Source organism: Rhizobium sp. BT-226 (genome assembly GCF_025847085.2).
In the GTDB taxonomy this organism is placed as follows: domain Bacteria; phylum Pseudomonadota; class Alphaproteobacteria; order Rhizobiales; family Rhizobiaceae; genus Rhizobium; species Rhizobium sophorae.
In genome coordinates this window covers 189,560-216,312 of the sequence record NZ_JAOYTI010000004.1, presented here as the reverse complement: position 1 = coordinate 216,312, position 26,753 = coordinate 189,560, and the positions used below count along the sequence as shown (strand labels likewise).

At 60.3% G+C, this 26,753-nt stretch carries 26 protein-coding genes and 1 riboswitch; of the genes, 8 read left to right on the top strand and 18 right to left on the bottom strand.

Features of this window, described 5'->3' with window-relative positions; genetic code table 11:
* Window positions 1-61: 61 nt before the first annotated feature.
* Together OIU37_RS25550 and metA are read right to left on the bottom strand one after the other, a co-directional pair.
* Window positions 62-1,084, bottom strand: coding sequence for an aldose epimerase family protein (locus OIU37_RS25550; RefSeq protein WP_182208601.1), 1,023 nt, complete (start codon window positions 1,082-1,084; stop codon window positions 62-64).
* Between the two features lie 225 nt (window positions 1,085-1,309).
* Window positions 1,310-2,233, bottom strand: coding sequence for a homoserine O-succinyltransferase (metA, locus tag OIU37_RS25545; protein ID WP_003543755.1), 924 nt, complete (start codon window positions 2,231-2,233; stop codon window positions 1,310-1,312).
* A 47-nt stretch (window positions 2,234-2,280) separates the two neighbouring features.
* Window positions 2,281-2,358: riboswitch (SAM riboswitch) on the bottom strand.
* A 114-nt stretch (window positions 2,359-2,472) separates the two neighbouring features.
* Here metA and OIU37_RS25540 point away from each other — a divergent pair.
* The 3 genes from OIU37_RS25540 (at window position 2,473) to OIU37_RS25530 (ending at window position 5,004) form a co-directional block, all read left to right on the top strand.
* Window positions 2,473-4,362 (top strand): ABC transporter ATP-binding protein/permease, encoded by a 1,890-nt coding sequence (locus tag OIU37_RS25540; RefSeq protein WP_182208603.1) that lies wholly within the window; start codon window positions 2,473-2,475, stop codon window positions 4,360-4,362.
* Between the two features lie 106 nt (window positions 4,363-4,468).
* Window positions 4,469-4,717, top strand: a complete 249-nt coding sequence (locus tag OIU37_RS25535) for a type II toxin-antitoxin system ParD family antitoxin (protein ID WP_182208604.1) — start codon at window positions 4,469-4,471, stop codon at window positions 4,715-4,717.
* Window positions 4,714-5,004, top strand: a complete 291-nt coding sequence (locus OIU37_RS25530; RefSeq protein ID WP_180696543.1) for a type II toxin-antitoxin system RelE/ParE family toxin — start codon at window positions 4,714-4,716, stop codon at window positions 5,002-5,004. The genes OIU37_RS25535 and OIU37_RS25530 overlap by 4 nt, the downstream gene beginning before the upstream one ends.
* A 39-nt stretch (window positions 5,005-5,043) precedes the next feature.
* Here OIU37_RS25530 and OIU37_RS25525 read toward each other — a convergent pair whose 3' ends face one another.
* From OIU37_RS25525 to OIU37_RS25510, 4 genes are all read right to left on the bottom strand, one after another.
* Window positions 5,044-5,673, bottom strand: a complete 630-nt coding sequence (locus OIU37_RS25525; protein WP_182208605.1) for a hypothetical protein — start codon at window positions 5,671-5,673, stop codon at window positions 5,044-5,046.
* Between the two features lie 120 nt (window positions 5,674-5,793).
* Entirely contained in the window at window positions 5,794-7,614 is a 1,821-nt protein-coding gene (locus OIU37_RS25520) for an ABC-F family ATP-binding cassette domain-containing protein (protein ID WP_182208606.1), read from the bottom strand.
* 3 nt (window positions 7,615-7,617) lie between these two features.
* Window positions 7,618-8,274, bottom strand: coding sequence for a thiamine diphosphokinase (locus tag OIU37_RS25515; protein WP_182208607.1), 657 nt, complete (start codon window positions 8,272-8,274; stop codon window positions 7,618-7,620).
* A gap of 57 nt (window positions 8,275-8,331) precedes the next feature.
* Window positions 8,332-8,859, bottom strand: a complete 528-nt coding sequence (locus OIU37_RS25510; RefSeq protein ID WP_264258975.1) for a MarR family winged helix-turn-helix transcriptional regulator — start codon at window positions 8,857-8,859, stop codon at window positions 8,332-8,334.
* Between the two features lie 115 nt (window positions 8,860-8,974).
* Between OIU37_RS25510 and OIU37_RS25505 the strand changes: the two genes are divergently transcribed.
* A complete protein-coding gene (locus tag OIU37_RS25505; protein WP_180696547.1) occupies window positions 8,975-10,513 on the top strand; it encodes an MDR family MFS transporter in 1,539 nt (512 codons plus the stop codon).
* 390 nt (window positions 10,514-10,903) lie between these two features.
* A complete protein-coding gene (locus OIU37_RS25500) occupies window positions 10,904-12,448 on the top strand; it encodes a M48 family metalloprotease (protein WP_264258974.1) in 1,545 nt (514 codons plus the stop codon).
* 134 nt (window positions 12,449-12,582) lie between these two features.
* Here OIU37_RS25500 and OIU37_RS25495 read toward each other — a convergent pair whose 3' ends face one another.
* From OIU37_RS25495 to OIU37_RS25475, 5 genes are all read right to left on the bottom strand, one after another.
* Complete coding sequence (locus OIU37_RS25495; RefSeq protein ID WP_012759432.1) at window positions 12,583-13,446, bottom strand: RNA polymerase factor sigma-32; 864 nt, start codon at window positions 13,444-13,446, stop codon at window positions 12,583-12,585.
* A gap of 375 nt (window positions 13,447-13,821) precedes the next feature.
* Window positions 13,822-14,394, bottom strand: a complete 573-nt coding sequence (locus OIU37_RS25490) for a CarD family transcriptional regulator (protein ID WP_003543775.1) — start codon at window positions 14,392-14,394, stop codon at window positions 13,822-13,824.
* A gap of 393 nt (window positions 14,395-14,787) precedes the next feature.
* On the bottom strand, window positions 14,788-15,126 hold the full coding sequence (gene fdxA, locus OIU37_RS25485; protein WP_003567552.1) for a ferredoxin FdxA: 339 nt from the start codon (window positions 15,124-15,126) through the stop codon (window positions 14,788-14,790).
* A 194-nt stretch (window positions 15,127-15,320) separates the two neighbouring features.
* Complete coding sequence (locus OIU37_RS25480) at window positions 15,321-15,725, bottom strand: RNA-binding S4 domain-containing protein (RefSeq protein WP_180696550.1); 405 nt, start codon at window positions 15,723-15,725, stop codon at window positions 15,321-15,323.
* A gap of 2 nt (window positions 15,726-15,727) precedes the next feature.
* Window positions 15,728-19,000 (bottom strand): helicase-related protein, encoded by a 3,273-nt coding sequence (locus OIU37_RS25475; protein WP_182208608.1) that lies wholly within the window; start codon window positions 18,998-19,000, stop codon window positions 15,728-15,730.
* Between the two features lie 809 nt (window positions 19,001-19,809).
* On the opposite strand from OIU37_RS25475, the gene OIU37_RS25470 reads away from it, so the two are divergent.
* Together OIU37_RS25470 and OIU37_RS25465 are read left to right on the top strand one after the other, a co-directional pair.
* Entirely contained in the window at window positions 19,810-19,965 is a 156-nt protein-coding gene (locus OIU37_RS25470) for a DUF3309 family protein (RefSeq protein ID WP_017962528.1), read from the top strand.
* 27 nt (window positions 19,966-19,992) lie between these two features.
* Window positions 19,993-20,253, top strand: a complete 261-nt coding sequence (locus OIU37_RS25465; RefSeq protein ID WP_003543792.1) for a YMGG-like glycine zipper-containing protein — start codon at window positions 19,993-19,995, stop codon at window positions 20,251-20,253.
* 485 nt (window positions 20,254-20,738) lie between these two features.
* Here OIU37_RS25465 and OIU37_RS25460 read toward each other — a convergent pair whose 3' ends face one another.
* On the bottom strand, window positions 20,739-21,464 hold the full coding sequence (locus OIU37_RS25460) for a beta-ketoacyl-ACP reductase (RefSeq protein WP_171604493.1): 726 nt from the start codon (window positions 21,462-21,464) through the stop codon (window positions 20,739-20,741).
* A gap of 68 nt (window positions 21,465-21,532) precedes the next feature.
* Window positions 21,533-22,714, bottom strand: a complete 1,182-nt coding sequence (locus OIU37_RS25455; RefSeq protein ID WP_171604492.1) for an acetyl-CoA C-acetyltransferase — start codon at window positions 22,712-22,714, stop codon at window positions 21,533-21,535.
* A gap of 238 nt (window positions 22,715-22,952) precedes the next feature.
* Here OIU37_RS25455 and phaR point away from each other — a divergent pair, with 238 nt between their 5' ends.
* Complete coding sequence (gene phaR / locus OIU37_RS25450; protein ID WP_129422077.1) at window positions 22,953-23,525, top strand: polyhydroxyalkanoate synthesis repressor PhaR; 573 nt, start codon at window positions 22,953-22,955, stop codon at window positions 23,523-23,525.
* Here the strand turns inward: phaR and OIU37_RS25445 are convergent.
* From OIU37_RS25445 to mtgA, 5 genes are all read right to left on the bottom strand, one after another.
* Window positions 23,520-23,927, bottom strand: a complete 408-nt coding sequence (locus OIU37_RS25445) for a hypothetical protein (protein WP_003543801.1) — start codon at window positions 23,925-23,927, stop codon at window positions 23,520-23,522. The two genes, phaR and OIU37_RS25445, sit on opposite strands and share 6 nt — an antisense overlap.
* Before the next feature lie 145 nt (window positions 23,928-24,072).
* Complete coding sequence (gene rpmF, locus OIU37_RS25440) at window positions 24,073-24,258, bottom strand: 50S ribosomal protein L32 (protein WP_003543812.1); 186 nt, start codon at window positions 24,256-24,258, stop codon at window positions 24,073-24,075.
* Between the two features lie 155 nt (window positions 24,259-24,413).
* Window positions 24,414-25,061 (bottom strand): glutathione S-transferase family protein, encoded by a 648-nt coding sequence (locus tag OIU37_RS25435; RefSeq protein ID WP_182208609.1) that lies wholly within the window; start codon window positions 25,059-25,061, stop codon window positions 24,414-24,416.
* Between the two features lie 13 nt (window positions 25,062-25,074).
* Entirely contained in the window at window positions 25,075-25,797 is a 723-nt protein-coding gene (locus OIU37_RS25430) for a DUF1868 domain-containing protein (protein WP_264258968.1), read from the bottom strand.
* Window positions 25,798-25,893: 96 nt separating this feature from the next.
* Window positions 25,894-26,631, bottom strand: coding sequence for a monofunctional biosynthetic peptidoglycan transglycosylase (mtgA, locus tag OIU37_RS25425; RefSeq protein ID WP_171604489.1), 738 nt, complete (start codon window positions 26,629-26,631; stop codon window positions 25,894-25,896).
* Window positions 26,632-26,753 lie beyond the last annotated feature (122 nt).

The following is a 26,753-nucleotide window of genomic DNA, read 5'->3' as shown; positions in this document are numbered from 1 at the left end:
CCGGCGGACCAGCAAGGGTTTCATAACGGTCAAATTTGACAGTCGTGCGTCCGTTAGACGCTCAGTTCTTGGTAAAGATATAATCCGTCTCCTGGCGCAGCACTTCGCCGGGGCGCAGGACCGCATTCGGAAAACCTTGGTGATTGATGGCATCCGGCCAGACCTGCGTCTCCAGGCAGAAGCCGGCGAATGGGCCGTATTTGCGACCGCCGATGCCGGGAGCCCCGACATCGAGCTTGAAGCCGGCATAGAACTGCACACCTGGCTCGGTGCTGCGCACTTCCAGCGACACACCGGAATACAGGCTGCGGGCAAGCGCGACGCTCCGCTTGGCGGTACGCTCGCCCGACACGCAGAAATTATGGTCGTAAAACGCTTGTTCATTGCCGACGAAACGCTTCATCGGCGCCATCTCGCGGAAATCGAATTCCGTGCCCTCGACGGGACGGATCTCACCGGTCGGCACCTGCTTCTCATCGGTCGGCAGATAATGATCGGCAGCTATCATGATGTCATGGCCAAGTGCATCTTCGCGGCCGTCGAGATTGAAATAGGCGTGCTGGCAGACATTGGCGAGCGTCGGCTGGTCGCTGGTCGATTCATAGGTGATCGACAGTTCACCATTGCCATGCACCCGGAACGTCGCCTGGATGGTGCAATTGCCGGGATAGCCGGCGCGGCCATCGGGATCGACGATCTTCAGCACAACGCGGTCGACGTCATGCTCGACGATCGTCCAATTGCGTTTGGCGATATTGTCACTGCCGCCATGCAGATGCGTCACGCCGTTTTCATTCAGTTCGAGCTGATAGTCCTTGTCGTCAAGCGTGAACCTGCCGCCGCCGACGCGGTTGGCGCAGCGGCCGGGCGTCGCGCCGAAATAAGACGAATAAAGGAGATAGCTGTCGAAATCGTCGAAGCCGAGCTGCAGCGGCGCATCATGTCCCTCGAGACGCAGATCCTGGATGACCGCGCCCCAGCTGATAATCTTGGCCGTCAGCCCGCCACCCTTGATCACGACGCGATAGACGGTCTCGCCCGCCTGCGTCTGCCCGAAAACGTCCCGCTCCAACTTATCCGACATGATCGACCGTCCATTCTGTCCCTGCTGCAAATTCCTCAATTCGGAATCGATTTGAGGAATTTGCAGCGATTCAAAGTGTGCATTGCACGTCCGACGAAGACGCGCGGTGTGGTAGGCTTCGGGACAGGAACCTGCCCGCATTTGCTTCGATCCGCAACCGGCAGATCGGAAAGAAAGCCGCAGCAGTGGTGCAGCGACATCGGCTCGCGGCGTGATCGGCAACGGTCAGAGATCGGTACCGATCTCTTCCACATCAAAGGGCGTCGTCTGGTAGATTTCGTTGATCCAGTTGCCGAACAAGAGATGCGCATGGCTGCGCCAGCGGTTCTGCGGCGCAAGCGCCGGATCGTTATGCGGGAAGTAATTGTGCGGCATCTTGATCGGCACGCCGGCATTGACGTCGCGGAAATACTCGTCGGAAAGCGAGGTGGAATCATATTCGACATGGTTGAACATGTAGAGCCGCCGGCCCCTCTTTTCGTGCACGAGGCAGACGCCCATTTCGCTGGACTCCATCAGGATCTCCAGGCTTTCGGATTTCTCGATATCGGCGCGGCGCACTTCGGTCCAGCGCGACACCGGCACTTCGAAATTGTCGGAAAAGCCGTTGAGATAAATCGAGGAAGGCTTCAGGTTCCGGTGGCGGTAGACGCCGAAGGCCTTCTCTTTCAGCTCGTATTTCGGAACGCCGTGAAAATGATAGACCGCCGCCATCGCGCCCCAGCAGACGTTCATCGTCGAATGGACATTTGTTTCCGTCCAGTCGAGAATCTCCTGCATCTCCGGCCAATAGGTGACGTCCTCATAGGGTAAAAGCTCGATCGGCGCCCCGGTGATGATGAAGCCGTCGAACTTGCGGTGCTTTACCTCTTCCCAGGTCTGGTAGAAGGCAAGCAGATGATCCTCGGACGTATTCTTCGCCTTGTGGCCGCCGATGCGAATGAGCGACAGCTCCACCTGCAACGGCGAGGCGCCGACGAGGCGGGCCATCTGCAGCTCGGTCTTGATCTTGTTTGGCATGAGGTTGAGCAGCCCGATCTGCAACGGTCGGATATCCTGACGGATCGCCAACGTCTCGGTCATCACCCGCACACCCTCCTGAACCAGGGTTTCGAAGGCGGGCAGCGTATCGGGGATCTTGATGGGCATTGCGGTCACTCGATCAAAAACAAAAACCGGCGGCGACAAAAATCGCTACCGGTCCGCACGCGGCCCTTTAGCGACTTTTTTAACGTGGCTGCAAGCCGGCCGGCCAAATCACCACGGAGGCCTTAATTAGACCCAGTCTGATTGCGAATCAACTGGCGAATGCATGCAGGAGAGACTCGTGCAAGCATCATCACAGTTTAATGACTGATAGAATCTGTTGATAGACCCGTAACGCCACCATGTTATTTATAGGGGCATGGGCGATTTGGAAAAGCGTAATGGCAGATAAAGTCGAGAGGAGGCCGGGCATCCGGGGGCAGGATAGGGTAGGGTATGATTTCAGCCTGACATATCGCCTCGGGGTGATGTTCTCAGCATTCTGGAATTCGGAAGTGCGTGGCAAGGTGCTGTTTCTGGCGACCGTGCTGATCCTCGTTATCCTGGCGACGTCCTACGGCCAGGTCATTTTGAACGAGTGGAATGCTCCCTTCTACGACTCGCTGGAGCGCCGCGACCTCGGCGAATTCTTCCACCAGCTCGAAATCTTCGCGATGATCGCCGGCACACTGCTGCTGCTCAACGTGCTGCAGGCCTGGCTGAACCAGATGACTGCGCTCTATATGCGCGAAGGCCTGTCACGCGATCTGGTTGACCAGTGGCTGAAGCGCAAGCGGGCGCTACGGCTTGCCTCCAGCGGCCTGATCGGCGTCAACCCGGACCAGCGCCTGCACGAGGATTCCCGCAACCTCGCCGAAAGCACGACAGGGCTGGTTCTCGGTCTGCTGCAGTCGACCATTCTTCTGGTGAGCTTCATCGGCGTTCTCTGGGAGCTTTCGAGCGGCTTCATCTTCCGCATCAGCGGCCATAGCTTTTCCATTCCGGGTTACATGGTCTGGGCGGCGATTTTCTATGCCGCTTCTGCCTCGGTGCTGAGCCAGGTCGTCGGTCGCAAGCTGGTGAAGCTCAATGCCGACCGTTTTTCGAAAGAAGCCGAGCTTCGCTTCACGCTGATGCATGCCAATGAGAACATGCCGGCAATTACCGTTGCCCGCGGCGAGGAGAACGAGCGCCGGCGCATCAACACCGATATCAGCTCGGTCCTGACAGTCGTCAAGCGGCTTGCCATGGCCAATACCAATCTCACCTGGGTTTCGGCCGGCTATGGCTGGCTGGTGATCGTCATCCCGATCATCGTTGCCGCCCCCGCCTATTTCTCCGGCGGCCTCACCCTCGGCCAGCTGATGATGTCCGTCGGTGCCTTCAACCAGGTCAACACGGCGCTGCGCTGGTATGTGTCCAATTTCGGCCCGATCGCCGAATGGCGCGCCACGCTGATGCGCGTCACCGATTTCCGCCAGGCGCTGGTCGACATGGAAGACGACTTCGACCTTAAGGACAGCATCGCCTATGAAAACGCCGCACCCGACACGCTGACGCTGAAGGACGTGGTGATCGTCGCCAAAGTCGGCGAAGACATCGAGGAATGCGGCGGTTTCCGCCTGCGCGAAACCAATGTCGTGATCAAGGCCGGCGAAAAAGTCATGATCAACGGCGATCACAGCGTCAATCGCAAGCTGCTCTTCCAGGCAATGGCCGGCCTCTGGCCGTGCGGCAGCGGCACGATGGGCCTGCCGCCAATCGACGACATGCTCTTCGTTCCTCAGCTCGCCTATGTCCCCGGCGGCTCACTGCGCGAGGCGCTGGCCTTTCCCGAACGTCCGGAAGCCTACGAGAAAGCCGCCGTCGAGGCGGCCCTCGACAAGGTTGGTCTCCATTCGCTGATCGCAAGGCTCGAGACCCGCGCTCGCTGGGACAAGCTGCTCGACAGCGACCAGCAGAAAGCGATCGGCTTCGCCCGGCTGCTTCTCGTGCGCCCGCGCTGGATCATCTTCGACGAAGTGCTGGAAGGCATGGAGCCGGAATTGCAGGAAACGATGGCCAAACTGCTCACCTCGATGCCCGAAAGCGGCATGATCTATATCGGCCGCTCCGAGGCCTATCTCGAGGCGCTGAAGCCGCGCGTGCTGCATCTACAGGCGCTGCCGTCAAAATCCGAGGAGCCGCCCGTCGTCCAGACCGGCGCCAGTGCCAGTGCGGGCGCTGCCGCCGTGCCCGCGCCGGCGCTGTAAAACGCCGCGCGTCCAGCGCGTTGAGGAAAATCTCGCTGCCCCTGTATGGCGAGAATGATGCAATCTTTGTCAAAATATGCCATGATGATCGGACGAGGTGATGTATATGGCGACCATGAATGTTTCCCTACCCGATCCAATGAAGGAATGGGTGGACGCTCAGACAAAAACCGGGCGTTACAGCAATGCGAGCGATTATGTCCGCGACCTGATACGGCGTGATCAAGAGCGCGCAGGTAAGCTGGCGGAATTGCAGCATTTGATCACCGACGGGTTGGAAAGCGGCGTCAGTGATCGTTCCAAGGACGATATTCTCCAAATCGCGCGCGAACGGCTGGCTGCGCGACACGTATGAAATACCGCACAACCGTCGAAGCGGATCGAGACATAGCTGAAATTTATGTTCTCGGTGCCGATCAATTTGGCGTGCCGCAGTCAGAGCGATACATCGATGACCTATTCAGCACGTTTGAACTGCTGGACGATAATCCACGCATGGCCCGTGAGCGCCGTGAGTTGAACCCGCCGATGCGGCTCCATCCGTATCATGCGCATATGATTGCCTACATGATCCGCGACGAGAATATCCTGATTGTTCGCGTGCTGCATGGGCGGGAGGACTGGGAAAGCCTCTTTGTGTAAAACTGAGCCTTGACCCTTTTCCTCTACTAAAGCCGCCGATCACATCGGCGGCGTGATGCCGTTGAGGCCAACGGCGATCTGGCTGGCCGAGATGCTGCCGTCAGCCGCCTTCTCGCCGGTGACGACGACGCCGGCACCGGGTTTCAGATCATCCTTGGTCGCAGGCGCCAATGTCACGATCGGCGTGCCATCGGCAATCGAGATGGTCTTTTCCTTGCCCTGATAGGTCAGCGTGATCGTGTGGCCGTCGACGGATTTGACGGCGTTGCTGACAGTCGCGTTGGTCATCTGGCTGTTCGGCTGCGCATCCCAGGGACGGTTGCCCTCACCGGTTCCCTTCATCGACGCCGGAAAGATCAGCACCTCGATCGCCCCGTCCGGGCCGGTGCCCTTCGGAAGTGAGGCCACACCGACGAAATCGCCGGGTTTGATATCCTCGACCGAAGCTTGTCTGATGCCGCCGACCTTCCAGCCGGCTTTCAGCGCGACCGTCGCATCGCTGCCCTCGCGCGTCTTGACGACAAGCGTATCGCCGCTGAGGCTTTCGATTGCGCCGCGAACACGAATGCGCTGGGCATCCTGCGCCTGTGCGTCTTGCGACAGGGCAAGCGCCACGAGGCTGCCGGCAGTAAGTGCTGTGAGAAAACGGGAATAAGGCTTGCGAGACATATGACTTTTCCTTGTCGCCATTGCGATCGGCAATATCCCCGGCTGCCGGACGGCACCTTATGCCGCAGGAAGACACACTGACGAATCAAGGAAAAGTGAGCCTTCAGGTCTGAGAAAATCTCAGCCTTCCAGCTCTTCCCGCAGCATTTCGAGCTCCAGCCACTCCTCTTCCATGTCAGTCAGGCTGGCGCGCAGTTTTTCCATCTCGCCGGCAAGCCGGTTGAAGGCTGCGGGATCGCGCGTGAAAAGATTGGGATCTGCCATCACCTGTTCGCGCTTGGCGATTTCGGCTTCGGCCTTCGCCATTTCTTTTGGCAGGTTTTCCAGTGCGAATTTCTGCTTGAAGGAGAGCTTGCTCCTCGTGCTTCCCGCGGACGGCGCTGCCTCCTGCGTCTTCGGCTTCTCCGCTGCCTTCTCTGCCCTCTTGCGCTCCTCAAGCGCGCCCTTGCGTTGCGTAAGCATGTCGGAATAGCCGCCGGCATATTCGATCCAGCGGCCGTCCGGCGCATCCGGCACGGCGGGTGCAATCGTCGAGGTCACGGTGCGGTCGAGGAAATCGCGGTCGTGGCTGACGAGAATGACGGTGCCGGGAAAGCCGGCGACAATTTCCTGCAGGAGATCGAGCGTTTCGATATCGAGGTCGTTGGTCGGTTCGTCGAGGATCAAAAGGTTCGTTGGGCGCGAAAGGATGCGCGCCAGCATCAGCCGGGCGCGTTCGCCACCGGAGAGGTTTCTGATCGGCGTACGCGCCTGTTCCGGCTGAAACAGAAATTCCTTCATGTAGCCGGTGACATGACGCTGTTCGCCGTTGACGAGCAGGTTTTCGCCGCGCCCATCCGTCAGATAGTTGGCAAGCGTATCCTCGGGATCGAGATCCTCGCGTTTCTGGTCGAGCGTCGCGATCTCCAGATTGGTGCCGAGTTTGACGATGCCGCTATCGGGTGAAAGCTGCCCGGTCAGCATCTTCAGCAGCGTCGTCTTGCCGGCGCCGTTCGGCCCGACCAGACCGATGCAGTCGCCGCGATGCACGCGGATCGAAAACGGCGTGACGATTGCCCGCTCGCCGAAGCTCTTGGTGATCTTGTCGGCCTCGATCACCAGCTTGCCGGATTCCTGCGCGTCCGAAACCGTCGCCTGCACCGTGCCCTGCGGCCCCTTATGGCCGCGATAGTTCGAGCGCATCGTCTGCAGCTCGCCGAGACGGCGCATGTTACGTTTGCGCCGCGCCGTGACGCCATAGCGCAGCCAGTGCTCCTCGCGCTCGATCGACTTGCCGAGCTTGTGCTGCTCCAGCTCCTCGGCCTCCAGCACCTGGTCGCGCCAGGCTTCGAAATGCGCAAAGCCTCTGTCAAGCCGGCGCGAGGTGCCGCGGTCGAGCCAGACGGTTGCCGTCGAGACCTTTTCCAGGAAACGCCGGTCATGCGAGATCAATACCAAGGCGCTGCGCGTCTTTTGCAGCTCGCCTTCCAGCCATTCGATGGTCGGCAGGTCGAGATGGTTGGTCGGCTCGTCGAGCAGAAGAATGTCCGGCTCCGGGGCCATAACCCGGGCAAGGGCTGCGCGCCGCGATTCGCCACCGGACAGCATTTTAGGGTCTTCATCGCCGGTCAGCCCGAGATGGGAGAGGAGATAGGTGACACGATAGGGGTCATCGCCTGGCCCGAGGCCGGCCTCGGCATAGGCCTGCACCGTGGTGAAGTCGGCAAAATCCGGCGCCTGTTCGAGATAACGCACCGTCGAGGACGGATGGCGGAAGACCTCGCCGGACTGCGCCTCGACCAGGCCGGCGGCAATCTTCAGCAGCGTCGATTTTCCCGAGCCGTTGCGCCCGACGAGACAGATTTTGTCACCGGGCTCGATCTGCAGGCCAGCACCGGCCAGAAGCGGCGCACCGCCAAAGCTCAGGAAGATATCGTCGAGTTTCAGAATGGGAGGGGCCAAAAATCAGACTCCGGAAAGATCATAGGGCCGGGCGAGCACGATTGCCCGGCCGCTGCGGAGCGAAAAGCGAACCTTGCCTTCCGCAACATTGGAAATGGTGCGCGACGAGCCGAAAGGCAGATGGAAATCCACCAGCGGATAACGCGCATTCTCGATGGTAAGCCCTCTCAGCTCGCTGAATCCGGGCACGGAAAACAGGCTGCCTTTGGGAAGGTCCAGTTCGATCGTACCGGCCACCAGCGGCACGGCCTCTTCCTTGCCCGAGGTCAGCAGCAGGTCGAAACCCTCTTCCGCCAGGCTGACGGCCGACAGCAGATGCTGAAGCGCGTGGTCGGAACGTTCACCGCCGAGCGCACCGGCGAGGATGAGCCGCCGGGCACCCCGCGCGATTGCTTCCGCCACTGCGATTTCGCCGTCCGTCGCCGCCTTCGCTGCCGGATAGGGCTGTTTCGGCACATCGGGAAATGCACCCGCGAGATCATCAGGCGTCGAATCGAAATCACCGACCCAGAGCTCCGGCGTAATACCGAGTGCTGCCGCATGCCGCATGCCGCCATCGGCCGCAATGAAGCGGCTGTCTTCGATGGCATCGCGCAGGCGCTCCGTCAGGCTGAGTTCGCCGCCAAGGAGAATGGTGAATGTGGATTGGCTCATGGGCATTGCCCTTAGCGCAAACGAGGGGTCGAGGGGAAGGGCCGGCGAACGACGGCGTCTGCCTCAGCCCGGTGTATCCTTGTCGCGCGACAGGAAAACCGCCTCGTAGCCGCCGATGAAGCGCTCGAAAAGCGCTGCGAAACGCTCGACATCTTCCTGCGGCCAGTCGGAAACGATCTCGGAAATGATTGCAAGCTTCTGCGCGACGATCTCGGCAAGCAGGTCCTGGCCGACCTCGGTAATGACGACGACGATCCGCCGCGCATCGGCCTGCGAGGCCTCGCGGCGCAGCACGTTGCGCCCGACCATGTCGGCCACCACCCGGCTTGCTCGTGACGGATCGATGCGCAGCATCTCTGCGATCATGCCGACCGTGACCTCGCCGGCAGGCTGCGCCCTCCGCACGGCATCGAGCACGTCGAGATGCGAAAGCTCAAGGCCCGGTGCAGCACTCTGGATCGCCAGCCGGCCGATCAGCCGCCGCCCGGTCATCAGCCGCATGCGCGCCATGCTCCGGCCGATACGCGGCACGTTTTCACGATCCGGCTCGGCCGGCTCCGCAGAAGGGGTCTTGGTCAGGACGTCGCTCATCACAGGACCATAACAGAGCCGATTCAAAAATTGAATATGCTGATGTCATTAATGTGCCATTGACAATTATATGCTGTTAGCACATAAAAGCACTTCAACCCGGAACGATACCTCCATGGACATGCAACTCGCGCCTGCGCCGCTCGTGACGGATCCTCGTCGCCGGCTTACCCTCTTCTTCTTCCTGATGACCGCCATGTTCATGGCGACGCTTGATAATCAAATCGTCTCCACGGCGCTCCCGACGATCGTCGGCGAATTCGGCCATCTCGAGCGCTTCGGCTGGATCGGCTCGGCCTATCTCCTGTCGCTGAGCGCCGTCATGCCGCTCTACGGCAAGCTCGGCGATCTGTTCGGCCGCAAATACGTGATGATGACGGCGATCATGATCTTCACCGTCGGATCGACAGTCTGCGGTCTTGCGGTTTCGATGAATACGCTGATCGCCGCCCGCGTGCTGCAGGGCCTTGGCGGCGGCGGCATCATGGTGTCGATCTTCGCCGTCAACGCCGACCTATTCGAGCCACGCGAGCGGGCGCGCTATCAAAGCTATTCCAGCCTGGTGCTGATGGCATCGGGCGCGATCGGCCCGGTGCTCGGCGGGACGATGAGCGATCTCTTCGGCTGGCGTTCGATCTTTCTCGTCAACGTGCCGATCGGCTTTATCGTGCTCACCGGCCTTGCCTTCATGCTGCCGTACCGCAAACCGCATCGTCGCCCCAAGATCGATTATGCCGGTGCGCTTCTGCTTGCCATGACGACGACAAGCATCGTGCTTGCCACCGACAGCAGCGAACTGTTCGGTGCATTGATTTCGCCTGAGAGCATCGGCATCGTTGTCTTCGGCCTCGTCTGCGCCGTCACCTGGGTGTTCGTCGAGCGCCGCGCGCCGGAGCCGATTGTTCCCCTGCAGCTGTTTCGCAATTCGACCTTCAGCCTGCTCCTGGTGATCTCGATCATGGGCGGCGCCATCGCCATCGGCATGGTCAATTATCTCGCCCTCTTCCTGCAGACCACGACCGGCCTTTCGCCGTCGGCCGCCGGTCTGCTCTTCATCCTTCTGACCGGCGGCCTCGTCTGCGGGTCGCTTTCCGCAGGCCGCATCATCTCGAAGACGGGGCGCTACAAGCCCTTCGCCATCGCCAGCCTCACCTGCAGCGCCATCGCCTTTGCGCTGATGTCGCAGATCCATGCGGGAACGCCGATCGCCTTCATCGGCGCGGTCATGATGCTGCACGGCATCGGCATCGGCCTTGCCCAGCAAGTTCCCGTCATCGGCGTACAGAATGCAGCACCCGCCCGCGACGTCGGCGCCGCCACCGGCTCGGTGACGCTGTCGCGCATGGGCGGCGCCTCGATCGCCATTTCCATCTATGGCGCCATCATCGCCTCCGAGCTCGGCAAGGTCGGCGTCTCCATTCCCGGCGTCGCCGATATCGAGCAGCTGACGCCGAAAATGATGGCCGCCCTTCCCGAAGCGAGCCGCCAGGCCGTCGCCGATACCTATGCCGCCGCTTTCTCGCCGCTCTTCATGACCTCCTGCGCCATTGCGCTGATCGGCCTTGCCGCCGCCATCATGCTGAAACCCGTGCAGCTGCCCCGCGCCGGCGAGACGACAAAGCCGCAACCGGCGACCGCGGAAGCTGCCGAATAGTCGACTCGTTACTGCGAGAGAATGCTTCATCAGGAGGCGTTCCCTCTCGATGCCTGTATCAAGGGTTGCAATTTTCCCGCTGGACTGTCGCTATCGAGCCGGTTGCTTCAATCGGGCCGTTCTTTTTCCGCACCGTCGACGAATCTCCGCTTTGTGACGGAACTTTCGCCATAATTTCATCCGAGCGAAGGGAAGCCTTAATGCCTGAGGCTTGCTAAAATGCAACGGCGCCACATTTAAACAGAGTCTCGCTATGCAACCGATGCGTAAATCAGCTACAGCAACGACTTGTATCGGCCGATTGTGCAGCGCGAGATCAGGGGTGCGCACCTGTTGAGTTCCCCTTGCCACGGTCGGTCCGAATCTGCGGCAAACCGGCAAAACAGCGACATGATGCGGAGAATCAGACTGGACAGCTTGACGACGTGGAATTCGCCCGCGCTTTCCAGTGATGCCATCTCCGCCCCGCGGTGCTTCGCGCGTCGCCTGATGCTGCTTTCGGCGCTCGCAATGGTGCTGAATGGCTGTCAATCGCTGATCGACCAATCCTATCAGCCCAGTGTCTCGCCTTCTTCCAACCCGCAGATCGTCGACGAGGTGCAGAAGAACGATCCGCGCGCAGCGATGGGCGCCCGTGAGCATCCGCGCATCGTGGCGAGCTACGGCGGCGAATACAAGGACGCCAAAACCGAGCGCCTCGTCGCCCGCATCGCCGGCGCGCTGACGGCGGTGTCGGAAAATCCGAGCCAGTCCTACCGCATCACCATTCTGAATTCGCCGGCGATCAACGCCTTCGCGCTGCCGGGCGGTTATCTCTACGTTACCCGCGGCCTGCTCGCCCTTGCCAACGACGCCTCGGAAGTCGCCGCCGTGCTGTCGCACGAAATGGGCCATGTGACGGCAAACCACGGCATCGAGCGGCAGAAGCGCGAAGAGGCTGAGGTCATCGCCAGCCGTGTCGTCGCCGAGGTCCTCTCCAGCGACATCGCCGGCAAGCAGGCGCTTGCCCGCGGCAAGCTGCGGCTCGCCGCCTTTTCCCGCCAGCAGGAACTGCAGGCCGATGTCATCGGCGTGCGCATGCTCGGCGAAGCCGGCTACGACCCTTATGCTGCCGCCCGGTTCCTCGATTCGATGGCGGCTTACAGTCGCTTCATGTCGGTTGATCCCGAAGCCGACCAGAGTCTCGACTTCCTGTCGAGCCATCCGAATTCGGCCCAGCGCATAGAGCTAGCCCGCACCCACGCCCGCGCCTTCGGCCAGGAAGGCTCGGTCGGCGACAAGGGTCGCAATTATTATCTCGACGGCATAGACGGACTGCTCTACGGCGATAGCCCGGAGGAAGGCTATGTGCGCGGCCAGACCTTCCTGCATGGCGGTCTCGGCATCCGCTTCGACGTGCCGCCGGATTTCCACATCGACAACAAGGTCGAAGCGGTGATGGCCACCGGCCCGAACGACATTGCCGTCCGCTTCGACGGCGTCGCCGACAATCAGAACCAGAGCCTCACCAACTATATATCCAGCGGCTGGGTGACCGGCCTCGACCCATCGACCATCCAGCCGATCACCATCAACGGCATGGAAGCAGCCACCGCGCGCGCCAGCGCCGACCGCTGGGATTTCGATGTGACCGTGATCCGCAACAATTCGCAGATCTTCCGTTTCCTGACCGCCGTGCCGAAGGGCAGCGGCGCCCTTGAGCCGACGGCCAATGTGCTGCGCGCGAGTTTCCGTCGCATGACGCCGGCAGAGGCCGCCTCGCTGAAGCCGCTGCGCATCCGCGTCGTCACCGTCCGGCCGGGTGAGAACATCTCGACACTCGCCGCCCGCATGATGGGCACAGACCGCAAGCTCGATCTCTTCAAGCTCATCAACGCCCTGCCCACGGGCGCAGCCGTTTCAACAGGCGATCGCGTCAAGATCATCGCCGAATAAAAGAGGCCCGGCTTGCGCCGGGCCAGTCTGTGCTGCTGGAGGGGATAAAACATCTCGCGCAAAACTGAGCGGCGGTTTTGCGACAATGATCTAAATCGCGACAAGCGAATCTAAGATCGAGACGCACTTTAAGTTCAGGCGTAGGCCGCCATATGCGGATCGGCGCTGACGAGCGCGCTGCGAAGCTTCTCCATCGCCCGGCTTTCGATCTGACGCACACGTTCCTTGGAAATGCCGAGATCGGCACCGAGTTCTTCGAGCGTGGCACCGTCTTCCGCCAGACGCCGGGCGCTGATGATCTTCATCTCGCGTTCGTTGAGGTGTTTCAGCGCCGAGGCGAGCCAGACGCGGCGGCGCTCGCCGTCGATCATGTTGGACACCTGCTCGTCCGGCAGGGGATCGTCGCTGACGAGGAAGTCCATCTTCTCCGCGCTCTCGGCATCGCCGGAGACCGACGGCGCCTGCAGCGAAGCGTCGTTGCCGGAAAGCCTGGCATCCATCGTCTGCACATCCGAGAGGCTGACGCCGAGAGCGGCGGCGATTTCCTGGTGAATGGATTGCAGCGTCAGCTGCGTGTCGCCCTTGGCGAGCTTGGCGCGCAGACGGCGCAGATTGAAGAACAGCGCTTTTTGCGCCGAACTCGTGCCGCCGCGCACGATCGACCAGTTGCGCAGGATATAATCCTGGATCGACGCCCTGATCCACCAGCTTGCATAGGTGGAAAAGCGCACGTCGCGTTCCGGCTCGAAGCGGGCGGCGGCCTCGAGCAGGCCGACATAACCTTCCTGCACCAGATCGCTCATCGGCAGGCCGAAATTGCGGAACTTGCCGGCCATGGATATGACGAGGCGCATATGCGCCATGGCGATCTGGTTGCGGGCGCCGCGGTCGTCGTGATCCTTCCAACGGGTGGCGAGATCGTGCTCTTCCTGGCGGGCGAGATAAGGAGCGGCCATCGCGATTTTGATCATGCGCCGATCTGCAGACATGTTCTTCATTTCGATCTCCTGAACAGGCCTCTCGCCCTGAAATGAACAATAAAACTCATGTTCCGGAACATCGCTGTCCGGATTGAATGGGTTCTGAATGCATAAAAGCCTCGCCCTGGACTTTTCAGGGGAAGGCTCTATTTCTCATCATGTGCCGGTAAGACGGCCGGGCTGGACCTGTTTCTTCACTTTGCCGGATGGGCAATCTAGAAAAGGCATGATCCGCTCCTCATCGAACATTGACGGAATAGCAGTTCGCCCGTTGAGGCCGTTGCCCGACGAGCAGTCCGCAATTACGTGTGATAAACGCGGCAGCCGGGAAAAAGTTCCAATAAAAAAAACCCGGCGCAAAGGCCGGGTTTTTTGACAAATATCAGGGTCGCTTTATGCGGCTTCGTCCTGTGAATCGTCTTCTTCGATCGCCTTGCCGCGCTTCGGACCCTTGTTGAGATTGGTCTCGACGAGGCGAACGGCTTCGGTTTCCGACATCTTGTTGACGGCGGCGATTTCGCGCGCCATACGGTCGAGTGCAGCCTCATAAAGCTGGCGCTCGGAATAGGACTGTTCAGGCTGGTTCTCGGCACGATACAGATCGCGCACGACCTCAGCGATGGAAATCAGGTCACCAGAATTGATCTTGGCATCATATTCCTGGGCGCGGCGGGACCACATGGTGCGTTTGACGCGCGCCTTGCCCTGCACGACCTTCAAAGCACGCTCGACGAAATCCGTTTCCGAAAGCTTGCGCATACCAATGCTCATCGCTTTCGCGACCGGAACCTTCAGACGCATCTTGTCTTTCTCGAAATCGATAACGAAAAGTTCGAGCTTCATGCCGGCAACTTCTTGCTCTTCGATAGCGGTGATGGTACCGACGCCATGAGCGGGGTAGACGATCGATTCACCGGTCTTGAAGCCGTGACGTGCTGTAGAAGGCTTTTTCTGCTGAGTCGTCATTCTATTCAAAAACTCCCTGTTACGCTTCCGGCGGCGGCCGGAGCCGGGTCAGTCAGGCCCGGGTGAGACGGTAGTATCCGTCGGGTGACTTCACTCTGGTCCCATCGGGCAAAAGCAAAGACTTCTTGCGCACGATCTTGGGACCCGGCGCTCAAAGCGTTGATATGTCACGGAAACCGTGTACGGATTTGTTTTGCTTTCGTGATGGTTTTGGGCATGCGTTATGCCACAAATGGAACAGTAGACGAAACCTATCATAAAAATATGAGGAAATCAATAATTTGCTTCGCTTGAGTCATGCGAGCAACACATGTCACCCATATGCCTCACGCAGCTTTTAAAACGTTTCGCGCCGCGGTCGCCCGAATCCGGGGGCCGAATGTGGGCGCTGTCTCAATCGCCGGAACCGGGCTTCTCCGAAAAATACTTCTCGAATTTTCCGGTCTCGCCATCCATTTCCTTGGCCTCGGGCAACGGGTCCTTCTTGACCGTGATATTCGGCCAGATCGTGGCATATTCGGTATTGATCTTCAGCCATTTGTCGAGGCCCGGCTCGGTATCGGGCTTGATCGCCTCGGCGGGACATTCAGGTTCGCAGACGCCGCAATCGATGCATTCGTCGGGATGGATGACGAGGAAATTCTCGCCCTCATAGAAGCAGTCGACAGGGCAGACTTCCACGCAATCGGTGTATTTGCACTTGATGCAATTGTCGGTCACGACATAGGTCATGAAGAACTCCAGGATTTCCATGCGGATGGGGCCGGGCAACCTGGAACGTCGCGCCTATCCCCGTGCCGGAAGAAAAGCGTGAGCAGGCTTGGGAGGCAAGCACGCTTCCGGCAGGTTGTCAGTGACCTATCGGCTTTGGCGCCGGATTTCAAGGATAAACGATCTGCAAAAGCCGCCGCTGCAGACAGAGTTTTCTAATCCTCGTCCGACATCAGCCTGTCGATTGCACGTCTTTCCTTTTTGGTCGGACGGCCGGTGCCGGTGGCCCGGATCGCCTGCTCGTAGGGCGTGAGACGTTTTGTCTCATCGGGCGGCGGGGATTGGTCGTCGTAGAGCAGGCGCGCCTCCTCGTATGGCCCCCGCCGTTCGCCGGCAAGGCGCATGACGAGAACGACATCGCGCCGCTCCAGCGTCAGCTCGATACGGTCGCCCGGCTTGACCATCTGGCTTGGATGGTTGCAACGCTCGCCGTTGATGCGCACATGGCCTGATTGGATATGGCTCTGCGCCAGCGAGCGCGACTTCACCATGCGCGCGAAGAACAGCCACTTGTCGATGCGCTGGCGCGAACCGCTTGTCGGCTGTGTCTCCCCGCTCATGATTACTTCTTCATCTGCTCCTTGAGAGCTGCGAGCTTGGCGAAGGGCGAATCCGGATCGATCGGCTTCTCCTTGCGCGGCGGCTTGGCCTCGAAGCGTAACGGCTGCGAGCCGCCACGATTGTTGTTGCGGTCGTTGCGATCGTTACGCTCGCCGCGATCCTTGCGATCGCCACGGTCCTGCCGGTCGCCGCGCGGCTGGTCGCCACGCGGTTGGTTGTTGCGGTCGCCTCTTGCCTGCTGCGGCCGGCCACCATCGCGACCACCGCCTTCCTTGCCGCGGTTCTGGCGATTGTTGTCGCGGCCGTCGCCGCCGCGATTGCCCTCGCCGCCTTCACCGCCGCCCGGCCGGCGATTGCGGTCGCCGCGCTCCTGATTTTGACCGCGCTCTTGGCCCTGGCCGCCACGGCGTTCGCCATGCCCGCCGCGCCCCTGGCGCTGATTGTCGTTGCGACCGCCAAGACGCCACAGAAGAACCGGCTTCGGTTCCGTCGGCTCGCCGGCTTCCCCAGGAGCAAATCCTGCTTCCCCGGAAGCCGATACCGCTTCCACAGGAGCGGAGGTTTCCCCGGAAACAGAGGCTTCCGCCGGAGCAGATGCCTCGATCGCTTCGGCCGGAGCGGGGCTTTCAACCGCTTCCGCCACGGGCGCGTCGGCAACCGCCGAAGCCGCCTCGGTTACGGATGGCTCGGCAGCAGTCTCTTCCGCGGCGCCATCGGCATCGTCGTGATCGGCCTTCTCGGCTGTCTCTTCCGCAGGCGTTTGCGCACTGGCGGCAGGTACTGAGGCCGCATCCTGCGCCGCAAGATGGACCGATGCTTCTTCCGCCTTCACGGCATCGGCGCGATAGCCGAGACCCTTGAGGATTTCTTCCATGTCCTCGAGCGTCGCACCGAGGATCGACAGCATCGCCGTCGTCGTCGTGAAGCGGCGGCCATCATAAGCACCCTCCGGACGGTTGTTCTGACCAGGCTTCCATTGCAGCAGCGGACGGATGATATCGGCAAGCCGTTCCAGGATGTCGATACGCACGGCACGCTTGCCGAGGAAACGGAAGCCGGCGAGTTTGTAGAACATCCGCTCGAAGCTCGGATCGGTGACCACGGAGGTGCGGCCGGCGGCAAGCACGGGAATGAGATCGCCATAGCCCGGCTTGTCGAGACCGTCGTTCTTCAGCGCCCAGAGCAGCGTGATGAGCTCGGCCGGCGCCGGCTTCAGAAGTGCGGGAACGAAGATATGATAGGCGCCGAAACGCACGCCGTAGCGGCGCATGGAGGCACGGGCCTCCTGGTCCAGCGACTTCACCTCCTCGGTCACGTCGCGGCGGAACAGTACCCCGACATTCTCGACGAGCTGGAAGGCAAGCCCCTTGGCGAGACCCTGCAGGTCTTCGGCACGCGACAGATCGTCGAGCGGCTTCAGCACCGTGCTGATATGATGATTGACGAAGCGCTCGATGCGGGCGGCAACATGATCGCGGGCATTGCCCGTCAGTTGCTCGTCGGCCAGCAGAATCACGCGCGGACGCATGATGTGATCGCTGCCCGAAAGCCGCGCCACCGGGTCGCCCAGCCAACGGATCAGCCCATCCGAACCGATCACCAGATCGCTGTTGCCGGCGGCATGCATCCGGGCCGCGCGGGCTTCGAACTCGAGCCCGAGCGCCTTCTGCGACGCAGCCTGAACCGCCTTGGCATCCGGCCCGTCCGTTCCCGCCACCGGCGTGAAACGGAATCCGCTCAACTGCCCTACATGATGTCCTTCAACGAAGACATCGCCATTCACACTGATTTCAGCTTCCAGCATCGCATTCTCTCTCAGGCGCTTCATGAGCACAGATGTCCTGCGATCAACAAAGCGTTTCGTCAACCTTTCATGTAACGCGTCGGACAATCGATCTTCGATTTCCCGCGTCTTTTCCTGCCAGTGTGTCGGATCGGCAAGCCAACCGGGCCGATTCGAAACGTAGGTCCAGGTCCTTATCTGCGCGATTCGCGCCGAAAGCGTGTCAATTTCGCCATCTGTTCGATCGGAGCGATGAACCTGCTCCGCAAGAAACTGCTCATTCACCGTGCCATAGCGGACGAGATCGGAAAAGAGGGTCGAGATAAGATCGGCATGTTGTGCTGGGGTGATACGCCGATAGTCGGGAAGTGCGCAAGCCTCCCAAAGTTTTTCGACGCGCGCCGGCCTGTCGGCGAGATCGATGACCTCTGGATAACGCGAAAGCTGTTCCAGCGCCTGCTGGTCGACCGCAGGCAGCGCCCGCGTCAGCCCCGGCACGCGCGGTCCCGTCTCAAGGCTGGCGCGCAGCGATGCGATTGAAGAGAAGTCCATCTCGGTCGTTCGCCACTGCAAAACCTTGACGTTGTCGAACTCGTGGCCCTCGATGCGCTGCACCAGCTCCTCGTCGAAGGGCGAGACTTGCCCGGTGACGCCGAAGGTTCCGTCCCGCACATGCCGCCCGGCGCGCCCGGCGACCTGGCCGAGTTCGCCCGGATTGAGATTGCGAAACTGGTAACCGTCGAATTTCCGGTCCTGGGCAAAGGCGACGTGATCGACATCGAGGTTGAGGCCCATGCCGATCGCATCGGTCGCCACCAGATATTCGACGTCGCCGGCCTGATAGAGCGCCACCTGAGCATTGCGGGTGCGCGGGCTGAGCGCGCCGAGCACGACCGCCGCGCCGCCGCGCTGCCTGCGGATGAGCTCGGCGATGGCATAGACCTCGTCGGCGGAAAAGGCGACGATGGCCGAGCGCTGCGGCAGCCGTGTGATCTTCTTCTGCCCGGCATAGAAAAGATGCGAAAGCCGCGGCCGCTCGACGATAGTGATGCCGGGCAGGAGCTGCTGCAGGATCGGCCGCATCGTCGCCGCGCCGAGCAGCAGCGTTTCCTCGCGGCCGCGAAGATGCAGGATGCGGTCGGTGAAGATATGGCCGCGCTCGAGATCGCCGGCGAGCTGCACCTCGTCGATCGCGACGAAGGCGGCTCTGGTTTCGCGCGGCATCGCCTCGACAGTGCAGACGGAAAAACGCGCAGTGGGTGGCGAAATCTTTTCCTCGCCGGTGACCAGCGCCACATTCTGTGCGCCGACCTTCTCGACCACCCGCGTATAGACCTCGCGCGCCAGCAGCCGGAGCGGCAGGCCGATCACGCCCGTCCCGTGCGCGACCATGCGCTCGATGGCATAATGGGTCTTGCCGGTATTGGTCGGCCCGAGCACCGCGGTCACACCGCGCCCACTCAGAATCATCGGCTGCGAAGTCAGTGTCATGGGTCCATGCAAATGAGGCGGGGTGGCCCCAGGAAAATCTCGGCTCCTCGATGGGAGCTGGACAACAAATGGACAGCTACCGCCGCAAACGCAAGGGCAGATTTCAAAATGCCTCGGGGATTGCGACCTTTGCGAGTCGCCCGGAACGGCCGAATTTCCGATTCGGAACAGCGTGAGAACGAATCAGCGACGAATCGATGACTCCGGCTGATTCAGCTTTTGTTCACGGCTAAGTATTGATTTTGAATCACTTTTTCCCACTAAATGCTGAATCGCGAGACTCTCTCCTGTTCCCATTTTCGCCGTCGTAAGTGACGATCTTCGCCCGATCTCGAACAGGCGAAAATCCGCCCGAAATTAACCTCTCGACCAAAGCCGGAACGAATCGGAGACGAATCGCTGACGCTGGCATTTTCGCCTTTCGTTCACGGCCACATCTGGTAGCCTTATCAGGTCCAGGCCCTAGATGCGCATTGGCGGCAGATCGCCTCGCTCCACCTCGTCGTATCAGCATTAATCTTTCAGGCGCCGGATTCAGACAGCGTTAAGTCAGGGCGGCCAATTGTGGCGCGCCGATCAAAAACGGAACGAATCGCTGACGAATCGGCGACATCGCGATTTTCCCGCTTCGTTCACCGCAACATATTGTATTTAAATGTCTTTTTAACCATAGCGGCGTTTTTACGAGATGACGGAAATTAAACCGTGAATCAGGCTTCGACACATTTCCGGAGCTTAACCGGGAACAAAAATCGCCAATACGTGTTTCTCGTCCATCCAAATTGCGGATGAAATGAAGGAAACACACCATGCTTGGCACGATACTTCTTATTATCCTCATTCTGCTCTTGATCGGAGCCTTGCCGAATTGGGGTTACAGCCGTGGCTGGGGCTATGGACCTTCTGGCGGTTTGGGGCTAGTTCTCGTGATTATCATTATCCTTGTACTAATGGGCCGCATCTAAAGCCCAACTAACCTGGGGAGTTACGACATGATGAAGAAGATTGTTCTTATTGGTGCCCTCGTCGGCGCCTTGGCATCCTGCACAGCGACCGAGCAAGGTACGGCGATCGGTGCCGGCACCGGCGCGGTTATCGGCGGTGCCGTCACCAACAGCTGGGGTGGTGCCGCCGTCGGCGCCGTTGCCGGCGGTTTGACCGGCGCGCTGATCGGCCAGTCGGTCGAACGCCGCGGCTACTGCGTCTATCGCGACCGCTACGGCCGCCGCTACGAGGCCCGTTGCCGCTACTGATCGGCAAAGCATATCGGACTCCCAACGGGCGCTTCGGCGCCCGTTTTCTTTTGCCGGTCGCATCCGTCAACGAGACGTTGACAATCGGTTACGAAAGTCAAACCTACCACCGCCCAACGGGCAGGCACATATTTCCTTCAGAGCGCAACGGGCAGGCACAGCCGCCCGGCGCACCGGAAAGGAAACGCTTCCATGATTCAGATTTTGCTGAATTCCCTCGTCGCCGTTCTCATCGCGTCGGCTTTCCTGACGACCGCGATATCAGCCCTCGGCACCGATGATCCTTCGCTACGCAAAGTGCCGGCCAGAGCTCGGCCACAGCGACGTCCGAACACAGACCGCCGCTCTTGATCTTTCCGAAAACGCACCACTACACCGGCCACAACCGGCATCACGAGACGTTCAAAAAACAGCGATAGCGCGTCCTGCCGGACGCGCTGTCGCTTTGAATCTAATCTCTACCGTCGACTCGAAGACAGAAATACCTAGGCGAAGAACTGTCCGCCATTGGCCGTGAGCGTTGAACCGGTGATGAAGCCGGCGTCGTCGGAGACGAGGAAGGTGACGCAGCGCGCGATCTCTTCCGGTTCGCCGAGACGGCCGACCGGGATCTGCGGAATGATGCGTTCGTTCAGCACCTTCTCCGGCACGGCAAGCACCATTTCGGTTCCGATGTAACCGGGGCAAATAGCGTTGACGGTGATGTTCTTGGCAGCACCCTCCTGAGCCAGCGCCTTGGTGAAGCCGAGATCGCCCGCCTTGGCCGCCGAATAGTTCACCTGGCCCATCTGGCCCTTCTGCCCGTTGATCGACGAGATATTGACGATACGGCCGAAGCTGCGGTCACGCATGCCGGTCCAGACCTGATGCGTCATGTTGAAGAGGCCGGTGAGATTGGTATTGATCACCTCATGCCACTGCTGCGGCGTCATCTTGTGGAACATCGCGTCGCGGGTGATGCCGGCATTGTTGACGAGGATTTCGACCGGCCCGATCTCGCGTTCGACCCTGGTGATCCCCTCGCCGCAGGCAGCGTAGTCCGAAACATCCCATTTGAACACCGCAACACCGGTGACGTCATGGAAGGCTTTGGCCTTCTCGTCATTGCCGGCATAAGTGGCTGCAACCCTGTATCCGGCGTTTTTCAGCGCCATGGATATTGCTGCGCCGATGCCGCGCGTACCCCCAGTGACCAGAGCCACTCTGCTCATGTTCCGCTCCCCTTGTGTTTTCGCCCGCTCGTGGCGGGATCTTCAATCGAATATGGATCGTATGCTATTTAAAGCGCTTCAAAGCACATGGCCACACCCATGCCGCCGCCGATGCAAAGCGTGGCGAGACCCTTCTTGGCGCCGCGGCGCTTCATTTCGAACAGCAGCGTGTTGAGAACGCGCGCACCCGAGGCGCCGATCGGATGGCCGATCGCGATCGCTCCGCCATTGACGTTGACGATCGACGGATCCCACCCGAGATCCTTGGTGACGGCGCAGGCTTGCGCCGCGAAGGCCTCGTTGGCTTCGACGAGATCGAGATCGTTGACCGACCAGCCGGCCTTTTCGAGCGCCTTGCGCGAAGCCGGGATCGGTCCGGTGCCCATGATCTGCGGATCGACACCCGCCGTTGCCCAGGAAACGATGCGGGCGAGCGGCTGGATGCCGCGCCGGACTGCCTCAGCTTCGCTCATCAGCACCGCCGCAGCGGCACCGTCGTTAAGGCCGGACGCGTTCGCGGCCGTGACCGTGCCATCCTTGTCGAAGGCCGGCCGCAGCTTCCCCATCGCCTCTATCGTCGCGCCGTGACGGATATATTCGTCGGCATCGACCGTAACGTCGCCCTTACGTGTCTTGATGACGTAGGGGATGATCTCGTCGGTAAAGCGGCCGGCCTTCTGCGCCGCCTCCGCCTTGTTCTGCGAGCTGACCGCGAACTGATCCTGGTCGTCGCGCGAAAGCTGCCACTGGCGCGCGATATTCTCAGCGGTGATGCCCATGTGGTAGCCATGGAAGGCGTCGGTCAAGCCGTCCTTGATCATCGTGTCGATCATCTTCATGTCGCCCATCTTGACGCCGCCGCGTAGATGCGCGGCATGCGGCGCCATCGACATGGATTCCTGGCCGCCGGCAACGATGATCTTGGCGTCGCCGGTGGCGATCTGCTGCATGCCGAGCGCGACCGCGCGCAGGCCCGAGCCGCAGAGCTGGTTGACGCCCCAGGCCGTCGCTTCCTGCGGAATGCCGGCCTTCATCGCCGCCTGGCGAGCCGGGTTCTGGCCTTCGCCGGCGGCAAGCACCTGGCCGAGGATCACCTCATCCACCTCGCCTGCATCGACGCCGGCGCGCTCGAGCGCACCCTTGATGACGGCCGCCCCGAGCTCATGCGCGAGGACTGTCGCGAAAGCACCGTTGAAGGCGCCGACTGCTGTTCGCCCTGCGCTGGCGATGACGATGGATGAATTGCTCATGGGGACGCTCCTCGTTTTCGTCTCACTTACATAAGTGGAAACTGGCAAAGCTTGGAGCACAAGTCAAACGCGAAGACCGGCCGCCGTCATTTTTAGGCAAAGCCCGTCAAAGCCCGATTCATCTGCTCTGTTAAAGGTTTGCCGCATCGCACAAAGAGATTGTCACCGGGCTTCTTTTGCGTTTACAGTCTCAAGTGGAGGAATATCCATAAATCAGACGGGGGTTCAGGAGACTGATATGGCGAAGCATGAGGGTCAGATCGTTATCAAGAAATACGCCAATCGCCGCCTATACAACACGGGCACCAGCACCTACGTGACGCTGGAAGACCTGGCGGAGATGGTGAAGAAGGGCGAAGAATTTACCGTACAAGATGCAAAAAGCGGAGATGACATCACCCATTCGGTGCTGACCCAGATCATCTTCGAACAGGAATCGAAGACCGGCAACACCTTGCTCCCGATCTCCTTCCTGCGCCAGCTCATTACCTATTACGGCGACCAGATGCAGATGGTCGTGCCGAGCTTTCTCGAACATTCGATGCGCTCCTTCACCGAACAACAGGCCCAGATGCGCGAGCAGGTAAACCGCGCCTTCGGCGAAACGCCGCTCGGCAAGAACCTGCAGTTGCCGATGCAGATGGTCGAGGACCAGGTTCGCCGCAACACCGAGCTGTTTCAGCAGGCGATGCAGATGTTCTCGCCCTTCATGACGCCGCCTGCCAAGGAAAGCCGCAAGGCCGAGGCCAAGGATATCGATGAGCTGAAGGAACAGCTCCGCGCCCTTCAGAACAAACTCGACAACCTATAATCCGATCGAGACATCCCGCCCGGCGCTCCGGATCGACACGGCAAAACCGCCGATGACATCGATCAGAGCGATCGTCATCAAAATGAAGAAGACCTGCGTCGCAGCATCCCGGACGAGCAAAAACTCGACCAGGAAGGCGATGAACACCAGCATCGACAGCATGTGGTTGACGAGATTGCCGGGACCGGTTCTGGTCGCTTTGAGGATTTCGAAGAACAGCACGACAAGCGCGATGACGATGAAAAGATCGCCGAGCGCCATGCTCCAGATCGCGCCCGAGATCATCGACAGCACGATGATATCATGTTGCAGTGCCGGAATGCCGCCATCGCCCATCAGGCCCAGCATCGCAAGATTGTAAAGAATAAACGGGATAATCATTAGGGGCATGGCGGCTATCATCGGCAATCTCCCAGCGCTTCATGGAAGAATACTGCCGCAAACCCTTGCCCCACCGCAAGTCATTGCAAATATTATATTGTCGAAATGCAAAAGGCCGGCATGACGCCGGCCTTGAAACTTCGATCGGACAAGCCGGATCGGGAAATTATGCGCTTTCCTTCGGCGTCAGAACCTGGCGGCCGCGATACATACCGGTCTTCAGGTCGATATGATGTGGGCGGCGCAGTTCGCCGGAGTTCTTGTCTTCGACGTAGGTCGGAGCCTTCAGGGCGTCTGCCGAACGGCGCATACCGCGCTTGGACGGGCTTGTTTTTCTCTTCGGTACAGCCATTTCTCTTACTCCACTTGCGGGCAAAACATTCCCACGGCCAGACTGGCGGCCGAAACGGACATGTCGCGATTTCGGAATTTGGCGCGCTTATACATGCAAGGGGTGACCTTGACCAGTCCCCATGCGTATTTTTTGCGAAGCCGATGATTCCCGGCTCAGACTTCGTCTTCCGGCACGATCCAAGGCTCGGCGCGGGCCGCCTCTTCCCATTTCCGCCAGGCCGGATGCGCCTTCATGGTCTCCATATAGGCCAGCGTATCGTTTTGGCTGACGAGATCATAAATGTCGAACCGGTTGACGACAGGCGCAAACATCGCATCCACCCCGCTGAACGCGCCAAACAGAAACGGTCCGCCGGATTGCTGCAGGAGGTCGCGCCAGATCGTCTCGATGCGGTTGATATCGGCGTCGACACCATCCGACAATGCGATCCTGCCCTTCGGCCGGCGGATATTCATCGGGCAGGCGCTGCGCAGCGCCCGGAAGCTCGACAGCATTTCCATCGAAACCGAACGGGCGAGCGCCCGCTCGGCGCGATCCCTCGGCAGAAGGCCGGCGTCCGGATAAAGCTCGGCGACATATTCGATGATCGCCAGCGATTCCCAGATCTTCAATGCGCCGTGCTGCAGAAGGGGCACCCGCCCGGTCGGCGAAATCGCCTTGATATCGGGATTGCCACCGGGATAGTCAAAGGGGATCAGGACCTCCTCGAAATCGACGCCGGCGCCGGTCAGCGCCATCCAGGGCCGGAACGACCAGGAGGAGTAGTTCTTGTTGGCGATGTAGAGCGTCGGTCTATCCATGGGCCTCTCCCGTTCAAGCTTCGAAATCGAAAATCAGCAATTCGTGGAAATGGTTCATGTCCTCGAACACGCAGAATGCCGGCGGGGTCAGCTCGAGAACAGGGGCTTTGCGGCGGATATCCCCGGCCACGTTGTCGAGCATTGCCTGCCAGCGTGGCAAGGCTTCGTACTCCAACCGTTCGATCGCATAGGCGAAGGTCATGTGGAACTTATAGTCGTCATGGTTCGGCTGGCGATAGCCCAGAAGCTCGGCCAGCGCATTGCGCCAGGCGCGCATGACCTTGCGGTCGTTCTCGCTCGCCCCGTCGACGAGCAGGCCCGACGGGCGAGCGTCGACGACGGCGACCTTGAAGGGATCGAACACCGAGAAACCTTCGAGCCGGGCCGCCATCAGCTCGGTCATGTCGTCGATCGGTGTATCGAGCGGCAGATCGCCCGGCCAGCAATCCTGCCGGCGCCTGGTTTCGATCACGCCTTCGAAAAGCGTCATGTGAATGCTTGATATCGGCGTGAAGAGGAACTGCGAGGCCTCGGGCATCGCCAGATATGTCTCACGCGCCTCGATCAGCACCTTTTGCGTCTGCGAACCTTTTTCGGCATGGCAAACGATGGTGTTGCCGGCTTCCGGAAGAAAGCCGCCGACCTTGCGATAGCGGCTGCCGAGATGCGTGGGCGGGTTCGGATTGTGCGTCTTCGAGTAGAAGAGAAGCTGGGGCGAAAACGTCGTGATGTTCATGGGCGACTCGCGGCTCTGGTTGGGGCGGCATTCGCCCATATGGCAGAACCACGAATGTCAGATGACGGTCACCGCTTCCAACGACAAGTTCTGATCTCAATCATAGATGCACTTGATGTAATCGCCCGAACCTTGTGCACGTCTCTCGATCACGCCGGCGAGCCGGCGAAGACCTCTTCCGGGCTTGCCGGCATTGCGGTCGATGGGGTTCGGCAGCGAGACGGCAAGCAGCGATGCCTGGCGCCGCGTCAGCTTCGAGGCCGGCACCTTGAAATGGTGTTGGGCCGCCGCCTCGATGCCGTAGATGCCGGGACCCCATTCGGCGATATTGAGATAGATTTCCATCAGCCGCCGTTTCGACAGGACGAAATCCGTGGTCACCGCGAGTGGAAGTTCCAGCGCCTTGCGCACGAAGGAGCGGCCGTTCCAGAGGAAGAGGTTTTTCGCCGTCTGCATCGGGATGGTGCTGCCGCCACGCGTCGCCTGACCTTTCAGCGTATCCTCGACCAGCATGCGCATTTCCGCCCAGTCAACACCGCCGTGAAAGCAATATTGTCCGTCCTCCGACATCATCACCGACTGCACCACAACCGGGGCGATCTTGTCCAGCGACACCCATTGCCTGTCGTAACCACGCAGCAGCACGAGATCGCGCAGCATCAGCGTCGAGACGGGGTGAATGAAGGGCAGCAGATAGAAAAAGATCAGCGCATAGGGAAGGATCAGCATGATCAGCACGGCAAGAACAATGCGTTTCAATATACGCCGGTCTTCGAACCATCGCCGACGAGCCGGCATGTCGACGCTGTCCTCTCTCTCTGGCGCTATATCCAATGTCCCCAGTCCGATTTCGCTCCTGTCGTTCTCATAACGCCTGTGCGGAGCTTATGCCAGAGTGCGCGGCGAATCTTGCTGCCGCCATCGACAATTCCGTTGCAAGCCCGGGGGCGCTCATG